The following is a 22,978-nucleotide window of genomic DNA, read 5'->3' on the forward strand; positions in this document are numbered from 1 at the left end:
TGGAGAGAGTAATATGAGATATCGACATTTTCTTTTGCTCAGCGCCCTTGCCCTCGCCCTTTGCGGGCCGGCCAGCGGCCAGACCTTCGACATCGATACCCAGGTTCAGGGCACCAGCCGGATCGTGGCTCTCGAGAACGGCGGCTTCGTGACCGTATGGGCGCGACCGACCAGTCCCTTCCCGACCGGTACCTGGCAGATCGCCAACCGCGCCGTGCTGGTGGACGACATCGGCGAGCTCAACATCCTCGGCGCACCGGTCAACGAGCCGGCCTTCGATGCCGCCGCCTCTGGCAATACCGTACTGGTGGTCTGGCAAGACCTGATCGCCGGCAGCCTGAAGGGTCAGGTGCTCGACGCCAGCGGCCAGCCGACGGGGAACGCCTTCGACATCGCCGGAATCGGCGCTGCTCCCAGCAGCATCGCCGCCGCCGGAGGAGACGAGGGCTTCGCCGTGGTCTGGTCGCTGGCCGGCGTCCTGTACGCGCGCTTTCTCGACCGTTCCGGCAATCCGACCAGCGGCGTCATCGCGGGACCGTCACCGCTGACCGGCAACGGCACCAGCGTCGGCGTGGGGATCGCCACGGTGGCGATGAAGGGCGACTCGACGATGCTCCTCTATGCCGTCGACACGATCCAGCTCGGAGCCCGCCTTTTCTCGGATCTCTACTCCCAGCGCATCTTCTCGGACGGCCGCTTCGGCCCGGAGCGGCTGCGCGGCACCCAGCCGGGACCGACCGGCTACGAGCTCGACCTCGCCCCCTATCCGGACGGGGGCTTCGTCGCCGCCTGGTCCGACCGCCGCTTCGGAACCACCAGCGATGTCACCTTCCAACGCCTCGATGCCGACGGCGTACTGGTCACCGACTATCTGGCGGCGGATCGCCGCCCGATCACCGGGGACCGCACGATGCCGCGGGTTGCCGCCGACCGCAACGGCGCCATCGCCCTTTCCTGGCTGGCCCCCTTCGAATCGCAAACTCGCTTTGCGACGCGCACCTTCGACCCTCAGGGGCACCCCCTGGGGACGCCTCAGGTCACCTCCGGAGACTTCCTGTTCACGGCAGGCGGCGATCTCGACTTCCTGCCGAGTGGCGAGTGGGTGCGATCCGAGTTCCGCCGCCAAGAAGCGCCGATCCTGCTTCCCGATGGGACTGACTCGGGCCTTTTCGCGGTCCAGGAATCTCTTCCCTGCCGACCCGATGGCCACACCCTCTGCCTACGCGAAGGCCGCTTCGCGGTGCAGGTGCTGCGCAACGGCCAAGCGAGCCCGGTTCAGGTCTTGACCTCCGACACCGGCGGATTCTGGTTCTTTTCCGAGGACAACCTCGAAGTGCTCGTCAAGGTGCTCGACGGCCGGCCCGTCAACGGCCATTTCTGGGTTCTCTTCGGATCCCTTTCGAATCTCGCCTACGTGGTCGAAGTGACCGATACGGCCACCGGCGAGATGCGCCGCTACGGCAATCCCGACGGCATGCTGGCCAGCCAGGCCCATACCGAAGCCTTCGTCGATGACGGCTCGCCGCTGACGGAGACCTCCCCGGTGGTCGGCGCTCCCGACGGCAACTGCCCACCGGGAGCTCCGGAGGTGCTGTGCGTCACCGAGGGTCGCTTCGAAATCTCTGCCGAGTGGATCGACCCACGCAGCGGCCGCACCGGCAGCGGCACCGGCCGCCTGATCTCGGACAACAGCGGCGCCTTCTGGTTCTTCGGCCCGGAGAACATCGAGCTGATCGTCAAGGTGCTCGACGGCCGGACCTCGAACGGCCACTTCTGGGTCTTCATCGGCTCCCTGACCGACGTCGAGGTCAACCTGCGGGTCGACGACACGGTCACCGGCGAGACCTGGACCCATCGCAAACCGCCGTTCGTCCTCGAAAGCTACGCCGACACGGAGGCCTTGCCGGCAGCGACACAAGACTGAACGCAACGTCGGCCGGCGAAGATCTCGCCGGCCGACCCCCTGCAATCGAGGATCGACGAGCCACCATCTCGAAACCGGCGACCACGTCCGGCGTCGATGTCGCCTTCGCCGGACTCGGCTCCCTGGTAGCGACCTACTTCATCCAGGCCGTCCAGCCGGTGATCATGGCGTCTCATCCGCCGGTGGAAACGGGCTTCTTCGCCCGTCGCTTGAGACTCGCTTGCCGCCCGGACTCGGCGACCCTCTGCCTGCGCGAGGGGCGCTTCGCGGTGCGGATCGAGATCGAGGACGTCGTCGCGCCTCAGGGCCGGCCGGCGGTGGCGACGGCCTTGACCTCCGACACCGGCGGCTTCTGGGTCTTTCTGGGCTCCTTGACGGATGTCGAGGTGATCATCCGGGTCGAAGACAACGAAACCGGCGAGACCTGGACCTATCGCAAGCCGCCTTTCGTCCTGGAAAGCCACGCCGACATCGAGGCCTTGCCGGCACCGGGCCCCTAGAACCGGATCTATGGTGCGCCGAGGAAGGTCAGTCTTCCGGCTCTTCTTCGAGGGACTGGACGATCTGACGCACTTCGACCTCGGCGCGCCGGATCTTGCCGCGGCAGAGCTCGAGCAGGCCGGCGGCGCGGCCCAGCTCCTCGGCGAGGCGGTCGATGTCGACCTCCTCGCCCTCGATCTTGCCGAGGATTCCCTCGAGAGCTTCGAGGGCTTCCCCGAAGCTCAGGTCGTCGGGGGCGTTGTCTGGGGATGCACTCTTCTGGCTCATGACTTCTCCACCCGGCTGCGCACTTCGCCGTGCGCCAGGGTCGTGACCAAGGGTTCTCCGGCGGCGATCTCTTGCGGCGAGCGCAACGCTCGGCCGCGGCTGTCGCGGGTGATGCTGAAGCCGCGCTCGAGGGTGCGGCGCGGCGACAGATGATCGCACAGGCGCTCGATGCCCTGCAGCTCCGAAGAGGCTTCCCGCAAGCGCTGGCGAGCCCCCCGGAGGAGCTGCCGAGAGAGCTCTTCGAGGCGCTGCCGGCGACGCTCGAAGAGGGCCGGCAAGGGGCGCCGCAAGCGATCTTCGAAACCGGCGAGACTCTGACCGCCGGCCCGGAGCTGGCTCCACGACTCCCGTTCGAGGGCCCGACCGATCTCGGCCAACCGGTCGCCCGCCCGCACCAGCCGCCAGCGAGCCACCTCGGCCGCTCGGCCGGCCCTCGCCAATCGGTCCCTCTGCTCGCGCAAGCGCTCACCGGCAGCGCGCGGGATCATCTCTTCCAGGCGCAGCAGACGAGCATCGGCTTCGGCGACCCGCTCAACCAGCGACTCGGCCGCCTTGGTGGGCGTCTTGAGGGCTGTATGGGCCGTCAGATCGGCGATCGCGACATCGATCTCGTGACCGAGTCCGGTGAGCACCGGCACCGGGGCGCGAGCGATCGCCTCGGCCACCGCCCGGTGGTCGAAGGCGGCGAGATCGCTGCGCGCTCCACCGCCACGCACCAGGGCGATGCAGTCCGGCGCCAGCTCGCCGGCAGCGCGCAGAGCCGACACCAGCTCCTCCTCGGCTCCCACACCCTGCACCGACGCATGAAGGAGGGTGACGCGAAAGCCGTAGCCACTTTCATCGAGGGTGGCGAGAAAGTCGTGGTAGGCGGCGCTGTCGGCGGACGTGATCAGGGCCACGTCGAGGGGCAAGGTCGCGAAGGGTAGCGCCGCGTTGCGCTCGAGCAAGCCGGCCTCCGCCAGAGCTTCGAGGGTGGCGCGGCGCTGGCGCTCGAGGAGCCCGAGGGTGTAGAGCGGGTCGAGCTCGCGCAGGACGAACTGCAGGCGCCCAGAGGGCGCGTAGAAGTCGAGATTGCCCCGAGCGCGAATCTCCACCCCTTCGGCGAGGGGCTCGGCGCTCCGGCCGAGGCGGCGCCGATCGCCGGCCCAGAGCACCGCCTCGAGCTTGCCGCGGATCCCTTCGCGGCCGTCCTTCTCGACCAGCTCGAAGTAGACGTGGCCGCGACGGCTCTCGCGCAGCCGCTGCACCTCTCCCGCCACCCACACCGAATAGAAGCCCTGGGCGAGAAAGTCGCGAACTTCCTCGCAGAGCTGCGAAACCGAGTAGGTTTCCTCCTCGAAGGGCAGATTCAAGGGATGACGCTAGTGGTAGGTCTTGAGCTCGCTCGACGACGCCAGCGGAATTCCCTCGGCCCACTCGAGGGCTTTCTGGTCGCCCATGGTCAGCTTGTCGAGGAACTTCACCGCCTCGTCGCGCTCATGAAAAAGACGCCAGATGAACGTATGACCGGCGGGCGCGGTAAAATAGGTGAAGTTCTTGGTGCCTTTGCTTAAATCGAAGCCTAAATTGCTCTCGCCGTTGACCCCGACACACGCCAAAGCGATGGCCCGAAAAGCCAACGCCAAGGCCTTGATCGGCTCCTCGAAGTCTCCCAGCTCTTCCTTCGACAGGGGGGAGTGGAGCAGCGAGATTCGGTCGCTCGTTTCAGTCGCCAGGAGGTTGTAGGGGACATCGTAACGGTCCATGGCGTCCTTGGTCTCGGACGTCGTGACGAAGACATCGTCGGTGCCTGTTACCTTATAGGTAATGGCATATATCTCGCTGTCGAATCGCGAGAAGGCTTCCGAGAGCATGCTCTCGTCTTCGATGGTGAAGTAGTAGAGACGGTTCATCAGGCTTCGGGTGGTCATGGGTACATCCCCGTCGTGGTTGCTTTTCGGCGAGCGGAGTGGAAACTCGAAGCTCAGGGAAGGAATTTTCGAGGGCGGGCGTGACGCCCTGGGCCCGAAAGCATAGGGTAACAGAACTTGATCGACGCCGTAGATTCCGCGAGCTTCGAAGCCCCCGAAAGTCGCCAAGACCCGCAGCCGCAGCGGGTTCTGCCGGCCGGCCTGCTCCATCTCTGGCCGCAATCGGAACCCGAAGTGTGGGCCGCTCTGGTCGACCATCTGACCGCCTCCCTGGGCCCCGACTCCGGGGTCTACGCGGTACGCGACGGGCTGATCGCGGTGGTGCCGACGGCCGGCGATCCGGCGGTGCTCGACACCGCCACCTCCTACGCACGATTTCTGGCCGCCGCCGCCCGCCGGCCGAAGAGCGGTGGCGGCGCCGAAGCCACCATGCTGGTGACTCCGGGCACCGTTCGGGTCGGATCGGATCGCATCACGGTGGTCGCCGACCGCCTGTTTGAAGACCTGATCAGCCAGCCTCCGCAGTTGACACCCGGACAGGTCCACCTCACCGGCCGCGCCGTGCAGACCCTCGAGATTCGGCGCGAGGCGGAGGCGGTCGATCCCCTGGTGGGAGCTTCCGGTCGGCCGGTGCCGCTGTTTCGACTCGGCCACGTCAGCCAAACCCATCGCCTGTGGCGCAATCCCAACCTGCTCGGCCGCAAGCTCGCTTCGGCCCATCGGCCCGAGCTGGTGGAGGCCTTGAAGGATGCCCTCGGCCAGGCGGTGGTCCGAGTTCGAGGCGCCATGGGCTGCGGCAAGACTCGCGCGGTTCTCGAGGCCCTGGACCCGGAGAGCCGCCGCATTGTTCGGGTGGTGGTCCCGGCCGGCCGCTCGGCGGTGCCGCCGCTGGCGGCGCAACTGGCGCGTGCCCTGCTCCAGCTCACGGACGGCCTCGAGCGCGTCGAGCTCGGCACCCTGATCAACCAGCTCACCACCCGCCGTCGACTGGAGCTGATGGGGCGCGAGGCTTCCGGCGACGGCCTCTCGCCCACGATGGTGGCACAGCTTCTACGGCGCATCGCCGAGACTCACGCCTCCCGCGGCCAGCATCCCCTGACCCTGGTTTGTGACGACCTCGAACGGGCCTCGCAGGACGACCTGGCGCTCCTCGCCGAGCTCGCTGCCGGCTGTTCCGTGAGCTCTTTCCAGCTCGTCCTGGTGGGCCGCGGCGAAGTCGCTTGGCCCGACGAGGTGCGCTCCGTCGAGGTGCCTCCCTTCGAAGCCGAAGAGATGGACGAGGTCACGGAAAGCCTGTTCTCGGGCCTTTCCCTGCCGGAAGCGGTGCATCAGGACCTCCTCGAGTCCGCCGGCGGCGTTCCCTTCGTGCTCGAGGAAGGCCTCGCCGCCCTCATCCACGCCAAGCTCCTGCGCCAGATCTACGGCTCCTTTTTCTTCAGCGGCGAGGACGACGTGCGGTTTCGGCCCTCGGATCGCCTGGTGGCCCACGTCGAGGCGGAGGCGCTGCGGGTCGGCCACGCGGTGCCCCTTCGCCTGCTGGCCGCTTCGGCCTTTGCCGTCCCATCTTCAGAGCTGCGCTCGGCGGCGAGCATTCTGGGGTCGGCCGGCGGGCCCAAGAACTGGTATCAGTCCTACCTCGAGGCCGGATGGCTGGAAGCTCGAGAATCCCCCTGGGGCGAGGGTCTGCAGTTCGCCAGCCGCGGGATCGGCGACAGCCTGCGGCGCACCCTCGACGATCCGGTGGCCTGCCGCCACGCGGTGGGCGAGCTGTTGGTCGAGCTCTCCGGTAGCGACCGCGCTCGCTGGCAGGCTTATCAGTTGGTCAGCGGCAGCGCCGAGGGAGTTCCGATCTTGCTGCGCGTCGCCCGGCAGCGACGCGACGCCATCAACTCCAGCGACCGACCGGCAACGGATGAGGACCTGCTCGCCGCCCTCACCCACGAGGTGGTCGCCCACCGCAGCCGCAAGGGCGATTCGGAAACCGAGCTCGAGCTGCTCATGACGCTGCTGCCAATCGCCCTCCAGACGGCCAACCTTGAAGGCCTGGCGGAAGAGCTCAAGCACGCCATGCACCTGGCCCTGCAGCAGGCCGAGGCGAGCCCCGAGACGCTGCTGGCGCTGGCCCGCCTCAAGGCTGACCTCGACCGCCGCGAAGGCCGCCTCGACAAGGCCGAACAAACCCTGCAGTCGGCCCTGCGTTCGTCGCGCACCACCGACAAGGCGGGCAAGGCCGCCCTGCTGCTCCAGCTCGGCCGGGTGCTGATGGAGCAGCAACGCTTCGACGAGGCCGAGCGCCTGCTGGAGCAGGTGCTCGAGCCCATCGACCAGCCCGGGTTCGAGTCCCTCACCGCCACCTGCCGCTTCTATCTCGGCAATATCGCCCTGCGCCAACACCGCCTGGACAAGGCCTACGATCATCATCTGCAAGCCCTCAAGCAGCGTCGCGAGCGGCCCGAAGACTCGGGCAAGCCGACCATCGCTTCTCTCACCGCCCTCGGCGCCGTCTGTTTGTCGATGGGACGCTACTCGGAGTCCCTGCTGCACTATCAGGCCGCCGAGCAGGGAGCCCGCGCGCTAGGCGACCGGTCGGAGCTCTCCTACGTCCTGCTCGGCCTCGGCCGCATCCTCGGCCGACTGGGCGACTTCGCCGCCGCTTCGGCGCCGTTGCGCCAAGCCCTCGCCTTGCGGGAAGAGGCCGGCGACGAGCTCGGCGAGGCCCTCGCCCGACTGGCGGTAGCCGTCAACCACCTCGACCTCGACCGCCCGCAGGATGCCCTGCGGGAAGCCCGCGAGGCCAGCTTTCGCCTCAACTTGCTGCCGGACAGTCCCTTCGGGGGCCGCGCCGAGAGGCTTCTCGGTCGCATCCAGCTCGCCCGTCGGCGCACCGAGGAAGCCCACTCGCATCTGCTCAAAGGCCTGCAGCTCCATCAGCGCTTCGACGATCCGCTGGCGGCGGCCTTCGACCGCGCCTGGCTGGTGGAAACGGCGATCACCCAGGAACGCACCGAAATCGTCGATGGCTTGATTCAGGAGCTCGGCGACTTCCTCGCCCGGGAGGAGTATCCGGAGCAGGGAGAGCGGCTCGACTACCGCATGTTCCGGGCCCTCGAATGGATGGCCGAGCGCGGCCACGCCCGCAAGAACCCCCTACCGTTCCTGCAGCGAGCCTACGATGCACTGTTGCGCAAGGCCGGGCGCCTCGATCCGGAGCTGCGCCAGCACTTCCTCTACCAGATTCCAATCAATCAGCAGATTCTGGTCGCCGCCACCCGCAACGGTATCGCCAGTTGACCTGACCTTCTCACGGCCCATGCCCTCGAGAGGAGCCCCCATGCGAGCTGTTCTGCCCGTCTTGATCGCCCTCGCTCTCATGCTGTCGGCGGGCTCTTCCGCCAGCGCCCAGCTGCTCTTCGCAGACGCCTTCGACTCGGGCGATCTCTCCGCCTGGACCTCGTTCCTGAGCGTTCCGGAGCGGGTCTACCGCTTCGATGACCTCGATCTGCGCGATCCCCACCTGTTCGTCGACGCCGGTCCCTTCGGCTGCCTCGACGTCACCGACGGTCCGGTACCGTTCGACATCGCGCCGGCTTTCAACGAGCTGGTCGCCACCGCCCTCGGCGGGGACGGCGACGGCGATGGCTTCCTCGATCTCAATCCGCTGCTGATCTTTCGCCCCTTCGACCTCGGTGCTAAGGCGGCCCGCCTGAACTTCGATCCGGGCCGGTGCGACGCCCCACCGGATCCGCTGTCTTGCTTCCAGGTCAGCGGCGGATCCGCCGCCGACTACGATGGCGAAGAGTTCGGGCCGGCAACCTGCCTCGAGGTCGTGACCGGCACCACCGGCGGCTACTCACCGGCGATTGCGGAGCCCACCAATCCCTGCTTCTCCAGTCGCCCGCGGACCCTGTTCCTCGAGGTCCAGGGCATCAATGTGCCGCTGCAAGAGGGTCGCATCGGCGCGACCACCGTCTTCGCCGGCACCGAGACGCTGGCCGACGGTCTGCTGAGCGGCTTTCTCTTGCAGAGCGACGCCGACGCCATCACCCTGCCGGCGGACTTTCCCATCGTCGGCGGTCAGCCGCTCTCGGTGCTGCTGCCGGGAGGTACCGGCAACTGCGCCGCGGTCAGCGATCTCGATTCCCTCGACGGCGACGATGGCTGGTGGTTCTACTTCAACTTCACGGCCGCCGAGCTCGACCTCTTCACCGGCTTCTAGCGGCGCGCGAGCCCCTTTTGCCCAGGAGAAGCCGCCTGCTACTCAGCAGGAGGCCTCCGAGGGCGAAGCCCGAGGCGGCGGCAAAGCCGCCGAGGACGGGGGTGAGGGCGCGCGACATGTGCGCGCGGCCGAGGGGGGCGCCTCTAGCCCCCCTGAAGCAATCAGCAGGCGCTAAAGAAGTCGCAACGCGACTTTTTCAGCAGCCTGCTAGAAGGGCACGTCGACGGCGCGGCAGAGAAAGCTCATCAGGGGCGCCCCCTGACTGCAGAGCTCCGTCAGACGATCGAGCAGCGTGGACTGGGTGGCCTGGCGTTCGGTGAACCGGGTCACCGCAATGAAGTCCTTCCGCTTGATGTCCTCGATCAAGGGATGGTCGCCATCGAAGCCCCGCGGCGGACGCTTCAAAGAATCACCTTCGAACTGAAAACCGCTGTCCTCGCCGTAGTGGGACGCCGCCTTCTTCCAGGCTGCCGACCGCTCGACGATGGCGCCGCGAATCTGCTTCAGGGTCGCCGAGTCCGGGTGCCAGATCCCGGCCCCGAAGAACACCTGGCCGGGTTCGAGATGGAGATAGAAACCGGGCGCATGGACGTCCTTCGCCTGCTTGTGGCGGAAGTGAATCCCGGCGTGGGTCTTGTAGGGGCTCTTGTTTTTGGAGAAACGAACGTCGCGGTAAATCCTGAAAAAGGAACCGCCAACTGCCTTGGGGATGGCATCGACGTGCCGGCTGACGGTCTCGAGCCGCGGACCGAAGTCGCTGATGAGCTGCAACGCCGGTGCCTTGACATCGTCCTCATAGCGCTTCTTGTTGGCTTGGAACCAATCGCGGTTGTTGTTGTCCTTGAGCTCGCGAAGGAAATCGAACAGCGCCGGGCGGATGGGGTTCTTCCAGGTCATGGTCGGAATTCTAGCTCGGGCGGCTCACAGGCTCATCAGCGAGAGTGTAGGTTCCAACCTCGAGCTCTTCACCATCGGGTGAATGGTACTCGCCAACAGGATATGATTTGCTCAACAGCGAAAAGCACCGCAAAGTCAACCGCTGTCCGAACTGAACCTCGAGACCGTGGGAACCGCCCTATGACTGGCTACTTCCTGATTCTGTTACTCACATCCTCGGCCTTCGGCGAAGCATCAGCCTCGGGTGCGCGTATCGCACCGCCGCTCGACGCTGGCTCTCAATCGAAGACCGAATCCCCTCTCACTCTCGAACCACCGCACACGCTCTGGAACCTCGAAGAAAAAACAGGGGCTGCGCTCTTCATTTCGGGGGACCTGATCGACCAAGTACCAAGGGACGAGCTCCCCGCCGACGACTATTGCCTGAGGGCTCTCTCGAGATCCGCCGATTTTCACAAGATGGCGACGTCACCAGAGACCTGGTACGTAGGGCTACCAAAACAAGGGTGCTCATTTGTTGGATCGCGCCGTGATGATTCGACAGTAGACCGCGAGGCAGAGATCTCGAATACGGTCCAGACCGCCAAGATCCTCCTCACAGCCAAAGTTCGAAGTGATCGCATCGGCTGGAACTGCCATCGCTCGCGCGTCGAACGGATCGTTGTCGTCGACATCCTCGAAGTGATCAAGGGGGACTTGTCCGACCAAGATCCACAGCAAGCTCTATTTCTCGACACCGGCGGATCTCTCACTTTCGAAGGCCGAAAGCTCTGTACCTTCCCGATTCGAAATCAATATCGACCTCAGATCGGCGACACCGTCGTGGTCGCCGCGAAACACTTCGAACCAAGCAATCGCCTCCTGCACCAAGTCACAGTGCTGCCATCCGAAGACGGATCGATCTACTGGCTCACCGACTCCCTGCGTGAAGGGCCCAGCGTTTTGATGCGAGATATGCCGAGGACTCCATGATGCGTTCCATATCTCCGGCTGTCGGTATCTTAGCTTGCTCAATAACCTTTTGCGCCGCCGGCCAGCCCAGCTTCTGCCCGAGGGGAACCTCTCTGGAAGAAGGCAATACGATCCCCTTTCTCGGCAATAGATACGCCGGCATTCACCAAGTCACAATCTACGCGAACGGAGAAGCCCGATCGACCAACTTTCTCGACCTCCAGGATGTCGAGACCGGTGCAAACGAATGGAACGACGCATGTCCTCAGGAAGAAAGTTCCCCCTATCGGGGATTCCCGAGCTTTAACGTCGACTGGGAAGGAACCCGGCCTCCTCTCGAGGGCGGCCAGAACGGAATGACCTACCGTAGCTCGATCCAGCTCAATTACCTCCCAAACGAGAGGGCCTACATTGAGGCCATTGCCGGAACGAGCAAACTCGTCGCTGCAAAGTGGATCCCTGAAGACAACTCCCTAGAACTTTACGGAAGATGCCCTTCAACAGACGCCGGCAACCTACCTTGCATCCCAGGGCCCAATGGAAAAATAAATTTCTCAACGCCATGGGGCCGCAAGCTCATTGCCCATGAACTAGGACATGCCCTGGGATTCGATCATGATGCGACGACGGGCTGCTCCGGCCCTTCAGTAATGCAGGCCTCCATCGATCCCGTAGACGCTCATCTCCTCGGCGTTACACCGGCAGCCGCCCAGCTCGCAAAGAACATCAATGACGAGGAGTCAGGCTGCCATAGTGAGGAGCCCGCGCCAGGCCACACCAGCCCCTGCGATCCCCTGACTCCGCGTGAGGCAGGTCAAGACCCTCGATCGGAGACTCGCATCGACGGTGCAGGCGCCGACCTCTGCCTGCGGACGCCCGACGCCTGTAACCAACCCAACGTACCCGGCGGACCCTGGATTCACTGCGGCTGGGCCTGCGTCACTGTGAAGGACGGGGCAGGGAATATCATCTCGACCCACTGCTCTTGGCAATGTGACCAGTTTGCCCTAGCGAGCGCCCCGGCCAACGGCCTCGGTCCTCTGGTCGCGCTGACCGATCCCGGTCCGGGCACTGTCCTCAGCGGCACTGTCCGGCTCTCCGGATGGGCAGTCGACTACGCCGGCGTGCCGATCCTGAAGGCCAGCGTCGACGGCGCGGAGATCCCTCTAACCCAGCTCAATCTCGGTTTGCACAACCCTGCAGCCTGTCAGCCACCCTTCGGCTGGAATCACTTCGCCTGTGATCCAAACAGCGGCTTCACGGCCCTATGGGACACTACGACCGTGGCCGATGGAGCCCATGAGCTGCAGATCATTGCCTTCGACTCCAACGGCTGGGTGACACCCCTTCACCGCGACATCATCGTCGATAATTCGGTCTGTAGCGATTCCGTTCTCCCCTCAGCAGTCATCACTTCACCTTCTGAGGGCTCCACCGTCGCCGGCACGACAACGGTTCGAGTCAACGCTTCGGACAACGGGGTGGTGACGAAAGTCCAGTTGCTGATCGATGGTCAATTTCACAGCAGCGATAGCTCTCCCCCGTACTCATTCAGCTGGAACACGACCAACCTTCCAGACGGGCTGCATAAGCTGCGGGTTCGGGTCATCGATGGATGTGAAAATCGGGCGCTTTCGAGCCCCGTTCAGATCACGGTCCAGAACTCCGATCCACCGCCGCTACTTCACATCGCTGCGCCCATTCAGGACGCGACCGTGACGGAAATCGTCTCTCTAACGGGCTGGGCGACGGCAACCGATGGCGTGCAAAGGCAGGACGGAGTGACCTTCAGTATCGACGGCCAGCCTTTAACCCTCCACTCAACGCTCACCTGGACGGGACGCCAGGATGTCTGCGACAGTCACCCGATAGGGGATCCCTTCTGCCCTTGGGTTGGCTGGACAGCTGCCTTCGACTCGTCGGTTCTCGCCGACGGACCAAAAACCCTTCGCGTAGAGGCAGATGACGGGAGATCGTCTTCGGTTGTAGAACGACAAATCGTCATTGCGAACAACTCCAGCGGACCGCGTCCACTGTTGGTCATCGACTGGCCACAGCAGAACCAAGTAGTCTCTGGTCCTCAAGTGACCCTGGAAGGCTGGGCCTCTGACCCCAGCGGAATCGAAGACTTGGTGTTCACTATCAATGGCCAACCTCTCGTTCTCAACGCAACCTGGAGTAGAGGCCCGAGGCCAGAGGTCTGTGACGGAATCGGTTCCGGCGACCCTTTGTGTCCGGACATTGGCTGGCGCGCATCCTTTGATTCCGGCGCGATTGTGGACGGCCTTCACACTCTCGCCGTGGAAGCCGACAACGGCAATGCTAGGTCCCTTGCCGAGCGGGTGATTACGGTCAACAATAACCCCGCAGGAACGACCACGGATTTTTACCCTGAGGCCGACAGCTACGCCCAACAACTCTACCCTGATTCAGCTCTCGGAGGCTTCCGGCCGAATCTCTCGATTCGCGGTCCAGGTAGTGGCTTCGGGCGACGGTCTTTCGTCCGCTTCCACGTCACCGGGCTTTCCGGCCCGGTCACTTCAGCCAAGCTCATCCTGTCGGAGTCCGACGGTGTCGATATCCCCGAGATCAGGGTCTGGCACGTTCCGGATTCGTCGTGGAACGAGCAGAGTCTCACTTGGAACATGACGCCTTCAGGGCCCTACGTCCAGCACTCGGTCAGCTACGACCTGATCCGCTGGGGTGCCCACGAGCTCGACGTCACTCCTCTCGTGCAAGGCAATGGCCTCCTCACGATCGGGCTCTCGACAAACACCGACGCCGAGAGCTTCCTTGGAAGCCGAGAGAACCAGAGTCCGAGCAGGCGACCGGTCTTGAGGATCACCAGCCTGCCCTGAGATTGCCCGGGGACTTGACTTACTCCAGGCTGAAGACTCGGCTTCCTCGAAAACCGTGCCTGTTCTAAAACCACCAGAACAATGACCTCGGACGGTAGCCATGACCCACTCCGATATCGAAGAATCCGCAGCCTATTGGGATCAGCACAATCTTGCGCCAACTGACGACATTCGCTACTGGCTGGCCGTTCCCGAGTTGCGGCAGGACATCAATCAGCGCCTGAGTGGCGATCCGGCGGTGCTTTTCATCGCCAGGTTTCTCGACGGACTGCCTTGCCCGGCGGAAAGAGCACTCTCGATCGGCTGCGGTACCGGAGACCTCGAAAGAGGCGTGGCCAATCTGCAGGCGGCCCGAGAGGTACACGGCGTCGATGTCAGCACTGCTTCCCTGGACGAAGCGCGGAGGCTCGCCGACGAATCCGGACTGTCAGAGCGGGTCCAGTACTTCCTCGAGAACGCTTCGACTTGGCTCGGCCGCCAGCCATCGGCATCCTATGGACTGGTGTTCTTCCACGGCAGTCTCCACCACATCGAAGATCTGGAAGGAGTCCTCGACGGCGCCGCCAGGGTTCTCAACGGTAGCGAGCCAGGACTTCTCTACGTCGACGAATACATCGGACCTTCGCGAGGGGAGTGGTCCGACCAGAACCTGATCACGGCACGCGAGTTGTTTGCGCAAATCCCCGAGCGATTTCGCCGAACCCCAGAGGTTTGGCCACCGATCGCCATGGAAGATCCTACGGAGATGATCCGGTCCTCAGAAATCCCCACCATGCTCGAAGAACGTTTCGAGATCATCGATCGGCAACTCTATGGAGGACAAATTCTCTCCCCCTTGGTTTCAGCCCTGCGGGGAAGCACCCTCGAGCATCCGGCGGTGGCACCAATTCTCCGCGAAGCTCTCGAGCTCGAGCAACGGGATATCGAGAGCTCTCACTACGGAATCTTCACGGCGCGACCGCGATAAAGGGGGACCTCACTCTCCCGAAAGAAAGCCCTCAGTCCTGCTCCCGCTCGCCGGTCCACCAGAGCTTCGACTCCGGGGTTCCGGCATCTAAGAAGCGCCCGACGAAGGAGGCGCCGTCGGCGAAGGCCAGGAACTCGAGCTTGCCGGTGGCGAGGGTGCCTTCGCCGCGCTCTTCCCAGGTGGCGTTGAGTCGCGCTCCCGACGCCTGACCTTCGATGCGACCACGAACCGGTTGCTGACGCTCGGGATCGAGGTACTCGTAGCTGCCGACGACCTCCCCCGCCGCCGCAGTCTCGAAGACGACCACGATGTTGCTCGGCGTGTCGTTGATCGAGGTACCCCAGGCGGTGTTCCAGGTTCCTTCCCAGGAGACCGTGGGCGGAGGCGAATCTGCCGCCACGGGCACCTCCTGGCTGAGATAGCCGCTCCTTCCGAGGGCCAGCAGCGTGAAGACCACCCCGATGACGGCAGCGATCACCCGTGCCGGCACCTGATCGGTGCCGACCTTGATTTCACGAGCCTCGACGCGGCCGATCAGGCCGAGCAGAAACAGGACGACGCCGAAGCTGAAGATGACCGTGTCCATGGCGGGCTCCTCACCCCTTGAGACCAACAGCCGGTTGCGGGAAGGCTTGCTGCGGGCAGCTTAGCAGCCGCGCAAGCCCTGCACTGCCGCCAAGGTCCTCAGGCTTCCGCTGCCCGCGTGACGGACGCCGTGAGGTCCTGCAGCGAGCGCACCCCCAGACCGTCGTCGCGCAGGGCGCGGATGGCGGCGGCGGCGGCGCGGGCGCCGGTCAGGGTGGTGACACAGGGCACGTCGTGCTTCAAGGCGGTCTGACGAATCACCCCGTCATCGATGTGAGACTCGGAGCCGAGGGGCGTGTTGACCACCAGGGCGATGTCGCCGTTGATCAGGCGATCGACGACGTGGGGGCGACCCTCGTGGACCTTGAGAACGGTCTCCACCTCGAGCCCCTCCCGACGCAGAAAGTCGGCGGTGCCGGCGGTGGCGACGAGGGCGAAGCCGAGCTCCGCGAAGGTCGCCGCGATCGGCGCCAGGGTCTGCTTGTCGCGATCGTGCACGGTGAGGAAGACGGTGCCCTCGAGGGGCAGGCTCTGGCCGGCCCCCAACCAGGCCTTGGCGAAGGCGTTGCCGAAGGTGCGACCGACCCCCATCACCTCACCGGTGGACTTCATCTCCGGGCCGAGCAGAGGGTCGAACCCCGGGAAGCGCCGAAAGGGGAACACCGGAGCCTTGACGAACACCCCGGGCACCGGCGGCTCACGGACGAAGTCGATCTCGGCGAGGCGCCGGCCGGCCATCGTCTGCACGGCGATGTCGACCAACGGCCGGCCCACGGCCTTGGCGATGAACGGCACGGTGCGGGAAGCGCGGGGGTTGACCTCGAGCACGTAGACGCGGTCTTCGTAAACGGCGAACTGGATGTTCATCAGGCCGACCACCCCGAGGCGCAGCGCGAGGCGCCGGGCGATGTCGCGCATCTCGTCGAGGTGGGGATCGAAGAGGCGGTGCGGCGGCAACACCGCCGCCGAATCCCCGGAGTGGATGCCGGCTTCCTCGATATGGCCGAGGAGGCCGGCCACGACCGCCGTCTCGCCATCGCAGATCAGATCCAGGTCGAGCTCGGCGGCATCTTCGAGGAAGCGGTCGAGGAGCACCGGGTGCCCTTCGGAAACGTCGGTGGCGCGCTCCATGTACTCGATCAGCGAACGCTCGTCGTAGCACATCGCCATCGCCCGACCGCCGAGCACGTAGCTCGGCCGCACCATCACCGGAAAGCCGATGCGCCGCGCCACCTCGAGGGCCTCTTCGAGGGACTCGGCGGCGCCGTTCTCGGGCTGCAGGATGTTCTCCTCGGCGAGCAGGGCACCGAAGCGCTCACGGTCCTCGGCGAGATCGATGGCGTCCGGCGAGGTGCCCCAGATGGGCACCCCGGCAGCTTCGAGGCCACGGGCGAGCTTCAAGGGCGTCTGGCCGCCGAGCTGCACGATCACCCCCTCGGGCTGCTCGCGCTCGACCACCGCCAGCACATGCTCGAGGGTCAAGGGCTCGAAGTACAGCCGATCGGCGGTGTCGTAGTCCGTCGACACGGTCTCCGGGTTGCAGTTGAGCATGATGGTTTCGTAGCCGATACGCGACAGGGCGAAGGCGGCGTGGACGCAGCAGTAGTCGAACTCGATGCCCTGACCGATGCGGTTGGGCCCGGAACCGAGAATCAGCACCTTCGGCCGGTCCGTCGGGTTGCTCTCGCACTCGTCGCCGAGGGTCGAGTAGAGGTAGGGGGTGGTGGCCGGGAACTCGGCGGCGCAGGTGTCCACCCGCTTGAAGACGCGCCGGATGCCGGCTTCGTCGAGGGCCTCGCGCAGCGCCGTTCGGGAAGCGCCCAGGAGGCCGGCGATACGCACATCGGAAAGGCCGGAGGCCTTGGCCCGGCGCAACAGACCCGGAGGCACCGAGGCGAGATTCCAGCAGCCGAGCTCCGTCTCGAGAGCGATGATGGCCTCGATCTCGCGCAAGAACCAGGGGTCGATGCGCGACAGGGCAGAGACCTCTTCGACGGTCCAGCCCTGACGCAGGGCGGCGAACACCGCGAACAGGCGCTCCCAGTTGGGCTCCGAAAGACGCTTGCGCAGGCGCACCGGATCGGCCATCCGGCGGTCGCGGGTGGCCTGCTTGCCGTCGAGCTCGAGGGAGGCCAGGGCCTTCATCAAGGCCTCCGGAAAGCTCGAGCCGAGGGCCATCACCTCGCCGACGGACTTCATCGACGGCCCGAGGTGCGCCTCGGAACCGGGGAACTTCTCGAAGGCCCAGCGCGGGATCTTCACCATCGTGTAGTCGAGGGAGGGCTCGAAGGCGGCGAAGGTCTTGCCGGTGATGTCGTTCTCGATCTCGTCGAGGGTGTAGCCGACCGCCAGCAGCGCCGCGATCTTGGCGATCGGGAAGCCGGTGGCCTTGGAGGCCAGGGCCGAGCTGCGGGAGACCCGCGGATTCATCTCGATCACCACCTGATCACCGTTCTCCGGGTTGACGGCGAACTGGATGTTGGACCCGCCGGTGGCCACGCCGACCCGGCGGATCACCCGAAAGGCGTCGTCGCGCATCCTCTGGTACTCGCGATCGGAAAGGGTCTGCTGCGGCGCCACGGTGATCGAATCGCCGGTGTGCACCCCCATCGCGTCGACGTTCTCCACCGAGCACACCACGATGGCGTTGTCGGCGACATCGCGAATCACCTCGAGCTCGTACTCCTTCCACCCCAGCACCGACTGTTCCACCAACACCCGATTCGCCGGGCTGGCCTGCAGCGCCGCGCTGACCACGTCCTCGAACTCGTCGCGGTTGTAGGCCACGCCGCCGCCCTCGCCGCCGAGGGTGAAGCTCGGCCGGATGATCACCGGATAGCCGACCTCGCCGACGATCTCGTGGGCCTCTTCGAGACTGCCCGCATAGCCGCTCTGCGGCACCTCGAGACCGATTTCCTCCATCGCCTGCTTGAACAGCAGGCGATCCTCGCCCAGGCGCAGGGCGGCGATATCGGCCCCCAGAACCTCGACGCCGAGGCGCTCGAGGACGCCGCTCTCGGAAACCGCAATGGCGAGATTGATGCCGGTCTGACCGCCGACCGTCGGCAGCAGCGCATCGGGGCGCTCTTTTTCGAGCACCTTTTCCACCACCTCCGGCACCAGCGGCTCGATGTAGGTGGCGTCGGCGAACTCCGGGTCCGTCATGATGGTGGCCGGATTCGAATTGATCAGGATCACCCGATAGCCGTGCTGGCGCAGGACACGGCAAGCCTGGGTTCCGGAGTAGTCGAACTCACAGGCCTGGCCGATGACGATCGGCCCAGAGCCGAGGACGAGAATGGAGCTCAGATCTTGACGGCGTGGCATGTCTCGCGGTCCCTTTTCGAGGTCAGATCACGACAGGAAGGAGCGATCTCCAGGGGCGAGGCCGGTCAAGAAGGGCGCAGAACGTACACGAAGGCCTCGACGGTCTGGCCGTCGTCGAGCCGCACGCGGGTCGCGACGCGCTCGTAAGCCTCCCCTTCGAAGGCGTCCAGCCTCTCCCAGTGGTCGGCGAGCTTATCCGAAGTCAGCACGAACCCGGACACCGGATCGCCGGCCGGGTCGAGGATCAGAGCGGGATAGCCGTAGGTCGCTCCCCAGCCGGCGGCATGGAGGGTTCCGCGCACCTCCGCCGGCTGCCAATCGCCGCCGAGGGCGGTCAGCTGATGCTGGTTGCGCCGGCCCGGCGCCAAGGTGCCGTAGACGAAGAGCCGAGATGGCCTCATGGCGATGGCGGCTCTTGGGGACGCTTTTCGTATCCCAGACAGACGTGCACCGGCAAGCGGGGATAGCGCGGGAAGCGCTCATCGTCGTCCGAGCGGCCACAGCGCACGAAGACGCTGGTTTTCGAAGCTTGCAGCTCGAGGAACTGACAGTTGGCACACAGCCCGGGATGGAGCGGTAGACGCTCCAGAGCGGAGCTATCGAGCTGGCCGCGGCGGCGCTTGCGGGCTCCGGCCCGAGGGCGCGACGAGGAATCGACCATAGACGAAAAAAATATCAGGAACTTTTGGTCAATCGGGCATAAAACGAACACTCGTTCTGTTCCGTATAGGTGAATAGAACAGGTCATCATCCTTCGGGGTGGCGACCTCCTACCGGGGACCCACCAGATTGCGTCCGCGATCTGGGAAGCCCGGGGCCCCAGCGGCGGCAACGTCGCCCTTCCAGACCTCCTACCACCCCCGCGGTTTCGGCCGCGCGGTTCACATCCGAAAGGGGCCGAAATTCTTCGGCCCCTTTCGCCTGCCCGCTGAAAACAATTCGCCCGGCCATTCTGTTTCAGGCGGCGACTTGCCAGGGAAAGCCGATTGCGGCATGGTGACCGCTTCGAAGACCGGCCCGGAGAGAGGAACCGTCCCGTGACCAACAGCTCAACCCGCCTCACCAAGACCCTCGCCGCCATCGAGGGCGGCATCGCAGACCAGCTCCACCTCGGAGCCCAGCTCTACGTCTCCCTGGGAGGACAAGCCGTCGCCGATCTCGCCATCGGGACCGATCGCGAGGGCCAACCCTTGACCTCGGAGCACCTGACCCTCTGGCTGTCGGCCAGCAAGCCGATCACCGCCGTCGCCATCGGCCAGCTTTGGGAGCGCGGACGCCTCGAGCTCGACGATCCGGTGGCCCGCCATCTGCCGGCCTTCGCCGCCCATGGCAAGGAGACGATTACGATTCGTCATCTCCTCACCCACACCGGCGGTATCCGTATGCTCGAGGTCGGCTGGCCCCACGCCACCTGGGAAGAGATCGTCGACAAGATCTGCAACCGTCGACCGGAGCCCCGCTGGATTCCGGGCGAAAAGGCCGGATACCACCTGACGTCGAGCTGGTTCGTGCTCGGCGAGCTGGTGCATCGTCTCGATGGCCGTCCCTTCTCCACCTACGTGCGCCAGGAAATCTTCGAGCCCTTGCGGATGGCCGATTCCTGGATCGGCATGCCGGAGGAGTCCTACCGCGGCTACGGCGATCGTATCGCTCGCTCCTACAACACTGCCGATGGCGAGGGCGCCCCGTTTCGGCGGCCGCGGGAGCATTCCTGGCACGGCATCGAGAGGGTGACACGGCCCTCCCCCGGCGGCAACGGCAGGGGACCGATCCGGGAGCTCGGGCGCTTCTACGAAGCCCTCGCCGCCGGCGGCAGTCTCGGTGGCGGCAGAATCCTGCAGAGCCCGACCGTCGAGGCACTCACCGCGCGCCACCGGGTGGGTCTCTTCGACCATACCTTCAAGCACGTTCTCGACTGGGGGCTGGGCTTCATCCCGGACTCCAAGCAGTACGGCGAAGACACCGTGCCCTACAGCTATGGCCGCCGCTGCTCGCGCCGTACTTTCGGCCACAGCGGCTACCGATCGTCGACGGGCTTCGCCGATCCCACCCACGGGCTGGTCGTCGCCCTGGTGTTCAACGGCACTCCCGACGATGCCGGTCACGACCGCCGCCAGCGGGCGGTGGTGGAGGCGATCTACGAAGACTTGGAGCTGAGCAGCGACGCGTCGACGGCCGCTGGCTGAGCCGCCAGCGGCGTCAGCGCCAGCCGGCGTCCGGCATCCAGAAGGTCCCGCGACGCCGCCAGGTCTCCGACCACACCTCCTCCGGTGGTTGCCACGACGGGGGTCGCCGTCAGGCGATTGAGGAAGTCGCGACCGTCGTCCGGCGCGAAGACCTTCAAGTAATTGTCACTCACCCCCGACCAGCGCCCCTCGCGGCAACGCTCCCAAAGGACCGGCAGGGTTTCGCCGACTCGACTTTCCTGGAAGCGCCGCTCGCTGTCGGCCGCCACTTCCAGCATCGCCTCCATGCGGCGGCGCTTGACCTCGTGAGGCACCGCATCCGGCAGCTCCGCCGCCAGCGTGCCCTCGCGCGTCGAGTAAGGAAAGACGTGAATCTTGGCGAAGTCCATCGAGCGCACGAAGTCGAGGCCGGCGGCAAACTCGTCGTCGCTCTCGCCGGGAAAGCCGACGATGACATCGGTGGTCACCGCCATGCCGGAGATCTCCCGTCGCACCGAGTCGACCACCTCGCGATAGCGCTCGCCGCTGTAGGGACGGCGCATGCGTCGCAAGGTGGCGTCACAACCGCTCTGCAGCGACATGTGGGTGTGCCGGCACAGGCGCGGATCACGCCACAGGTCGATGATCCGGGGATCGAGCTGCCAGGGAGCGATCGAGGTCAATCGCAGGCGTGGCAGGTCGGTGTCGTCGAGAATCGCCCGGGCGAGATCGTAGAGGCGAGCCTGACCCGCCCGATAGGCGGAGATCTGCACCCCCGTCACCACCACCTCGACGGCACCGCCGGCCACCAGCTCGGCGACCTCCGCCACCACCTCCGCCACCGACCGGCTGCGCTGGCGACCGCGGGTGAAAGGAATGATGCAGAAGGAGCACTTCATGTTGCAGCCGTCTTCAGCCTTGACCAAAGCCCGGGTGTTGCCGAAGGCGAGGGCCTGCTCCGGCTGGCCGAGGGCGTCGAGAGGCAGCCCGCCACCCTTCGCCACTCCCGCCGCGGACAGCTCCGGGAAGCGCGCCTCGACCCGCTCGAGAAGCTCTTCCTTGTGGCTGTTCGGCACCACCAGATCGATGCCTTCATGGGCCGCCGCGGCGAGCTCCGGATCGCTGACATAGCAACCCGTGACCACCGTCTTGATGTCGCCTTCGAGGCGCCCTCCCCGTCGCGCCACCTTGCGCGAATCGCGCGCCGCCCGATGGGTCACGGTGCAACTGTTGACGACGTGGAGGTCGGCCTCTTCGAGGCGCCCGACGACCTGGTGCCCGGCGGCGTGAAAGCGCCGCGCCAGGCGTTCGAGCTCCGCCTGGTTGAGCTTGCAGCCGAGATTGGTGAAGTGGACGCGCATGACCAACCGGTACGTTATCGCAGGACTCTCGAGGTCTCGCGCCGGCGCCCTGAGTCGCGGGACTTGCCAAGACCAGGGCGCGGCCCGGCAGGGCCGCCGCGAGGGCGCTCTCCTACTCTCCCCAGGAAACCTCCAGCAAGCCGACCGAGCGCGGCTCCGGATCCTCCGGCAGGAGCAGGGTGTAGTTCGGCGTCAGCGTGAAGCGGCAGTCCTCCGGCACCGCCAGGGAAAGGCGGTGGACGCCGGCTCCGCGCAGCCAGGCCTCGCTGCCGCAGGTCGAGCTCACCCGCACCGTCTGCTCGCGCTCTTCGCCGAGAAAGGTCAGCCCCTGCGCCGCCGTCGGAAGCTCGACCAGTAGCTCGAGGGAACCGGCCCGCTCGACCCCACGCACCTCGAGGGTCGCCTCGCGGCGCAGCCAACGCTTGGCCAGAATCTGACGATCGGCTCCGGCCTCCACCGGCGACCAAGGGCCCTCGAAGTGGAAGGTCGGGAAGGTCGCTCCCGGTGCCGGCACCTCGACGCGGGCAATCACCGTCTCGCGGCCATCGCCGCCGGCGAGAGGAAAGCGCTTGCCCGCCGGCACGAACAGCCCGGCGACCAGCTCGTAGGACCCGGCCTCGAGTGGCGGCGCCAGCATCGATTGGGTCAAGGGCAGGTCGTAGCGCGCCGTGTCCCCGGCCTGCCAGCGCTCCGGAAAAGGATGGTCGAAGGTTTTCACCAGGTCGCCCGCGGCGTTGCGCAGGTGAACGAACACCATCGGCCGCGGCACCGCCTCGAGGTCCATCCGCCACTGCCACTGCACCGCAACGTGGGCCGGGTAATCGAGGCGGATCTCCGCCGGTGACACGGTGAGCTCGCCGACGGCCGGCGGTGATGGCGAGCATCCCCAGAGGAGAAGCGGCAAGAGGGCGAGTAACGAAGCAGTCGTGCGCAGCATTGGGAGTACCTCCCGGGTCGGGTTTTCAGCAGCTGGCGGCGACGCAAAGTAGCTCGTCGCCGCGCACCAAGTCAAGATTTGCCGGTGGCCCAGCGCCTCCGATCGCGTCTTC

The 22,978-nt window shown here is 65.7% G+C and carries 18 protein-coding genes; 8 read left to right on the forward strand and 10 right to left on the reverse strand.

Annotated features, from left to right (window positions below; genetic code table 11):
* Positions 1 to 13: 13 nt before the first annotated feature.
* A complete protein-coding gene (locus AAF604_02145) occupies positions 14 to 1,924 on the forward strand; it encodes a hypothetical protein (protein ID MEM7048424.1) in 1,911 nt (636 codons plus the stop codon).
* Between the two features lie 164 nt (positions 1,925 to 2,088).
* The gene (locus AAF604_02150) at positions 2,089 to 2,424 is read left to right on the forward strand and encodes a hypothetical protein (protein ID MEM7048425.1); all 336 of its coding nucleotides are present in this window, start codon (positions 2,089 to 2,091) and stop codon (positions 2,422 to 2,424) included.
* 28 nt (positions 2,425 to 2,452) lie between these two features.
* On the opposite strand, the gene xseB is transcribed toward AAF604_02150, so the two are convergent.
* The 3 genes from xseB to AAF604_02165 are packed head-to-tail and all read right to left on the reverse strand — an operon-like array spanning position 2,453 to position 4,602.
* Positions 2,453 to 2,692: an exodeoxyribonuclease VII small subunit gene (xseB, locus tag AAF604_02155; GenBank protein ID MEM7048426.1), complete on the reverse strand. Its 240-nt coding sequence runs from the start codon at positions 2,690 to 2,692 to the stop codon at positions 2,453 to 2,455.
* A complete protein-coding gene (gene xseA, locus AAF604_02160) occupies positions 2,689 to 4,044 on the reverse strand; it encodes an exodeoxyribonuclease VII large subunit (GenBank protein ID MEM7048427.1) in 1,356 nt (451 codons plus the stop codon). The genes xseB and xseA overlap by 4 nt, the downstream gene beginning before the upstream one ends.
* 9 nt (positions 4,045 to 4,053) lie before the next feature.
* Positions 4,054 to 4,602, reverse strand: coding sequence for a hypothetical protein (locus AAF604_02165; GenBank protein ID MEM7048428.1), 549 nt, complete (start codon positions 4,600 to 4,602; stop codon positions 4,054 to 4,056).
* Positions 4,603 to 4,719: 117 nt separating this feature from the next.
* Here AAF604_02165 and AAF604_02170 point away from each other — a divergent pair, with 117 nt between their 5' ends.
* Positions 4,720 to 7,893 carry a tetratricopeptide repeat protein gene (locus AAF604_02170; protein MEM7048429.1) on the forward strand — a complete coding sequence of 1,058 codons (3,174 nt, stop codon included), beginning with the start codon at positions 4,720 to 4,722 and terminating at the stop codon, positions 7,891 to 7,893.
* 40 nt (positions 7,894 to 7,933) lie between these two features.
* On the forward strand, positions 7,934 to 8,818 hold the full coding sequence (locus tag AAF604_02175; protein ID MEM7048430.1) for a hypothetical protein: 885 nt from the start codon (positions 7,934 to 7,936) through the stop codon (positions 8,816 to 8,818).
* A gap of 207 nt (positions 8,819 to 9,025) precedes the next feature.
* Here the strand turns inward: AAF604_02175 and AAF604_02180 are convergent, their stop codons facing one another.
* Positions 9,026 to 9,715, reverse strand: a complete 690-nt coding sequence (locus AAF604_02180; protein MEM7048431.1) for a DUF2461 domain-containing protein — start codon at positions 9,713 to 9,715, stop codon at positions 9,026 to 9,028.
* Positions 9,716 to 9,895: 180 nt separating this feature from the next.
* Here AAF604_02180 and AAF604_02185 point away from each other — a divergent pair, with 180 nt between their 5' ends.
* The 3 genes from AAF604_02185 (at position 9,896) to AAF604_02195 (ending at position 14,491) form a co-directional block, all read left to right on the forward strand.
* A complete protein-coding gene (locus AAF604_02185; protein MEM7048432.1) occupies positions 9,896 to 10,687 on the forward strand; it encodes a hypothetical protein in 792 nt (263 codons plus the stop codon).
* On the forward strand, positions 10,684 to 13,524 hold the full coding sequence (locus AAF604_02190) for an Ig-like domain-containing protein (GenBank protein MEM7048433.1): 2,841 nt from the start codon (positions 10,684 to 10,686) through the stop codon (positions 13,522 to 13,524). Before AAF604_02185 ends, AAF604_02190 begins: the two co-directional genes overlap by 4 nt.
* A gap of 100 nt (positions 13,525 to 13,624) precedes the next feature.
* A complete protein-coding gene (locus AAF604_02195) occupies positions 13,625 to 14,491 on the forward strand; it encodes a class I SAM-dependent methyltransferase (protein MEM7048434.1) in 867 nt (288 codons plus the stop codon).
* Positions 14,492 to 14,522: 31 nt separating this feature from the next.
* On the opposite strand, the gene AAF604_02200 is transcribed toward AAF604_02195, so the two are convergent.
* The 4 genes from AAF604_02200 to AAF604_02215 all read right to left on the reverse strand — a co-directional run bounded on the left by AAF604_02200 (position 14,523) and on the right by AAF604_02215 (position 19,064).
* Entirely contained in the window at positions 14,523 to 15,077 is a 555-nt protein-coding gene (locus tag AAF604_02200) for a hypothetical protein (GenBank protein ID MEM7048435.1), read from the reverse strand.
* 98 nt (positions 15,078 to 15,175) lie between these two features.
* Positions 15,176 to 18,403 carry a carbamoyl-phosphate synthase large subunit gene (gene carB, locus AAF604_02205; protein MEM7048436.1) on the reverse strand — a complete coding sequence of 1,076 codons (3,228 nt, stop codon included), beginning with the start codon at positions 18,401 to 18,403 and terminating at the stop codon, positions 15,176 to 15,178.
* A 65-nt stretch (positions 18,404 to 18,468) separates the two neighbouring features.
* Positions 18,469 to 18,804 carry a gamma-glutamylcyclotransferase family protein gene (locus tag AAF604_02210; GenBank protein MEM7048437.1) on the reverse strand — a complete coding sequence of 112 codons (336 nt, stop codon included), beginning with the start codon at positions 18,802 to 18,804 and terminating at the stop codon, positions 18,469 to 18,471.
* Positions 18,801 to 19,064 carry a hypothetical protein gene (locus AAF604_02215; protein ID MEM7048438.1) on the reverse strand — a complete coding sequence of 88 codons (264 nt, stop codon included), beginning with the start codon at positions 19,062 to 19,064 and terminating at the stop codon, positions 18,801 to 18,803. The genes AAF604_02210 and AAF604_02215 overlap by 4 nt, the downstream gene beginning before the upstream one ends.
* Positions 19,065 to 19,440: 376 nt before the next feature.
* Between AAF604_02215 and AAF604_02220 the strand changes: the two genes are divergently transcribed.
* Complete coding sequence (locus AAF604_02220; protein MEM7048439.1) at positions 19,441 to 20,589, forward strand: serine hydrolase domain-containing protein; 1,149 nt, start codon at positions 19,441 to 19,443, stop codon at positions 20,587 to 20,589.
* Here the strand turns inward: AAF604_02220 and AAF604_02225 are convergent.
* Both AAF604_02225 and AAF604_02230 read right to left on the reverse strand, forming a co-directional pair.
* Positions 20,541 to 21,929: a MiaB/RimO family radical SAM methylthiotransferase gene (locus AAF604_02225; protein MEM7048440.1), complete on the reverse strand. Its 1,389-nt coding sequence runs from the start codon at positions 21,927 to 21,929 to the stop codon at positions 20,541 to 20,543. The genes AAF604_02220 and AAF604_02225 overlap by 49 nt on opposite strands.
* 112 nt (positions 21,930 to 22,041) lie before the next feature.
* Positions 22,042 to 22,866, reverse strand: coding sequence for a hypothetical protein (locus AAF604_02230; protein ID MEM7048441.1), 825 nt, complete (start codon positions 22,864 to 22,866; stop codon positions 22,042 to 22,044).
* Between the last annotated feature and the right edge of the window lie 112 nt (positions 22,867 to 22,978).

The organism is Acidobacteriota bacterium (assembly GCA_039028635.1).
Taxonomy (GTDB): Bacteria; Acidobacteriota; Thermoanaerobaculia; order Multivoradales; family JBCCEF01; genus JBCCEF01.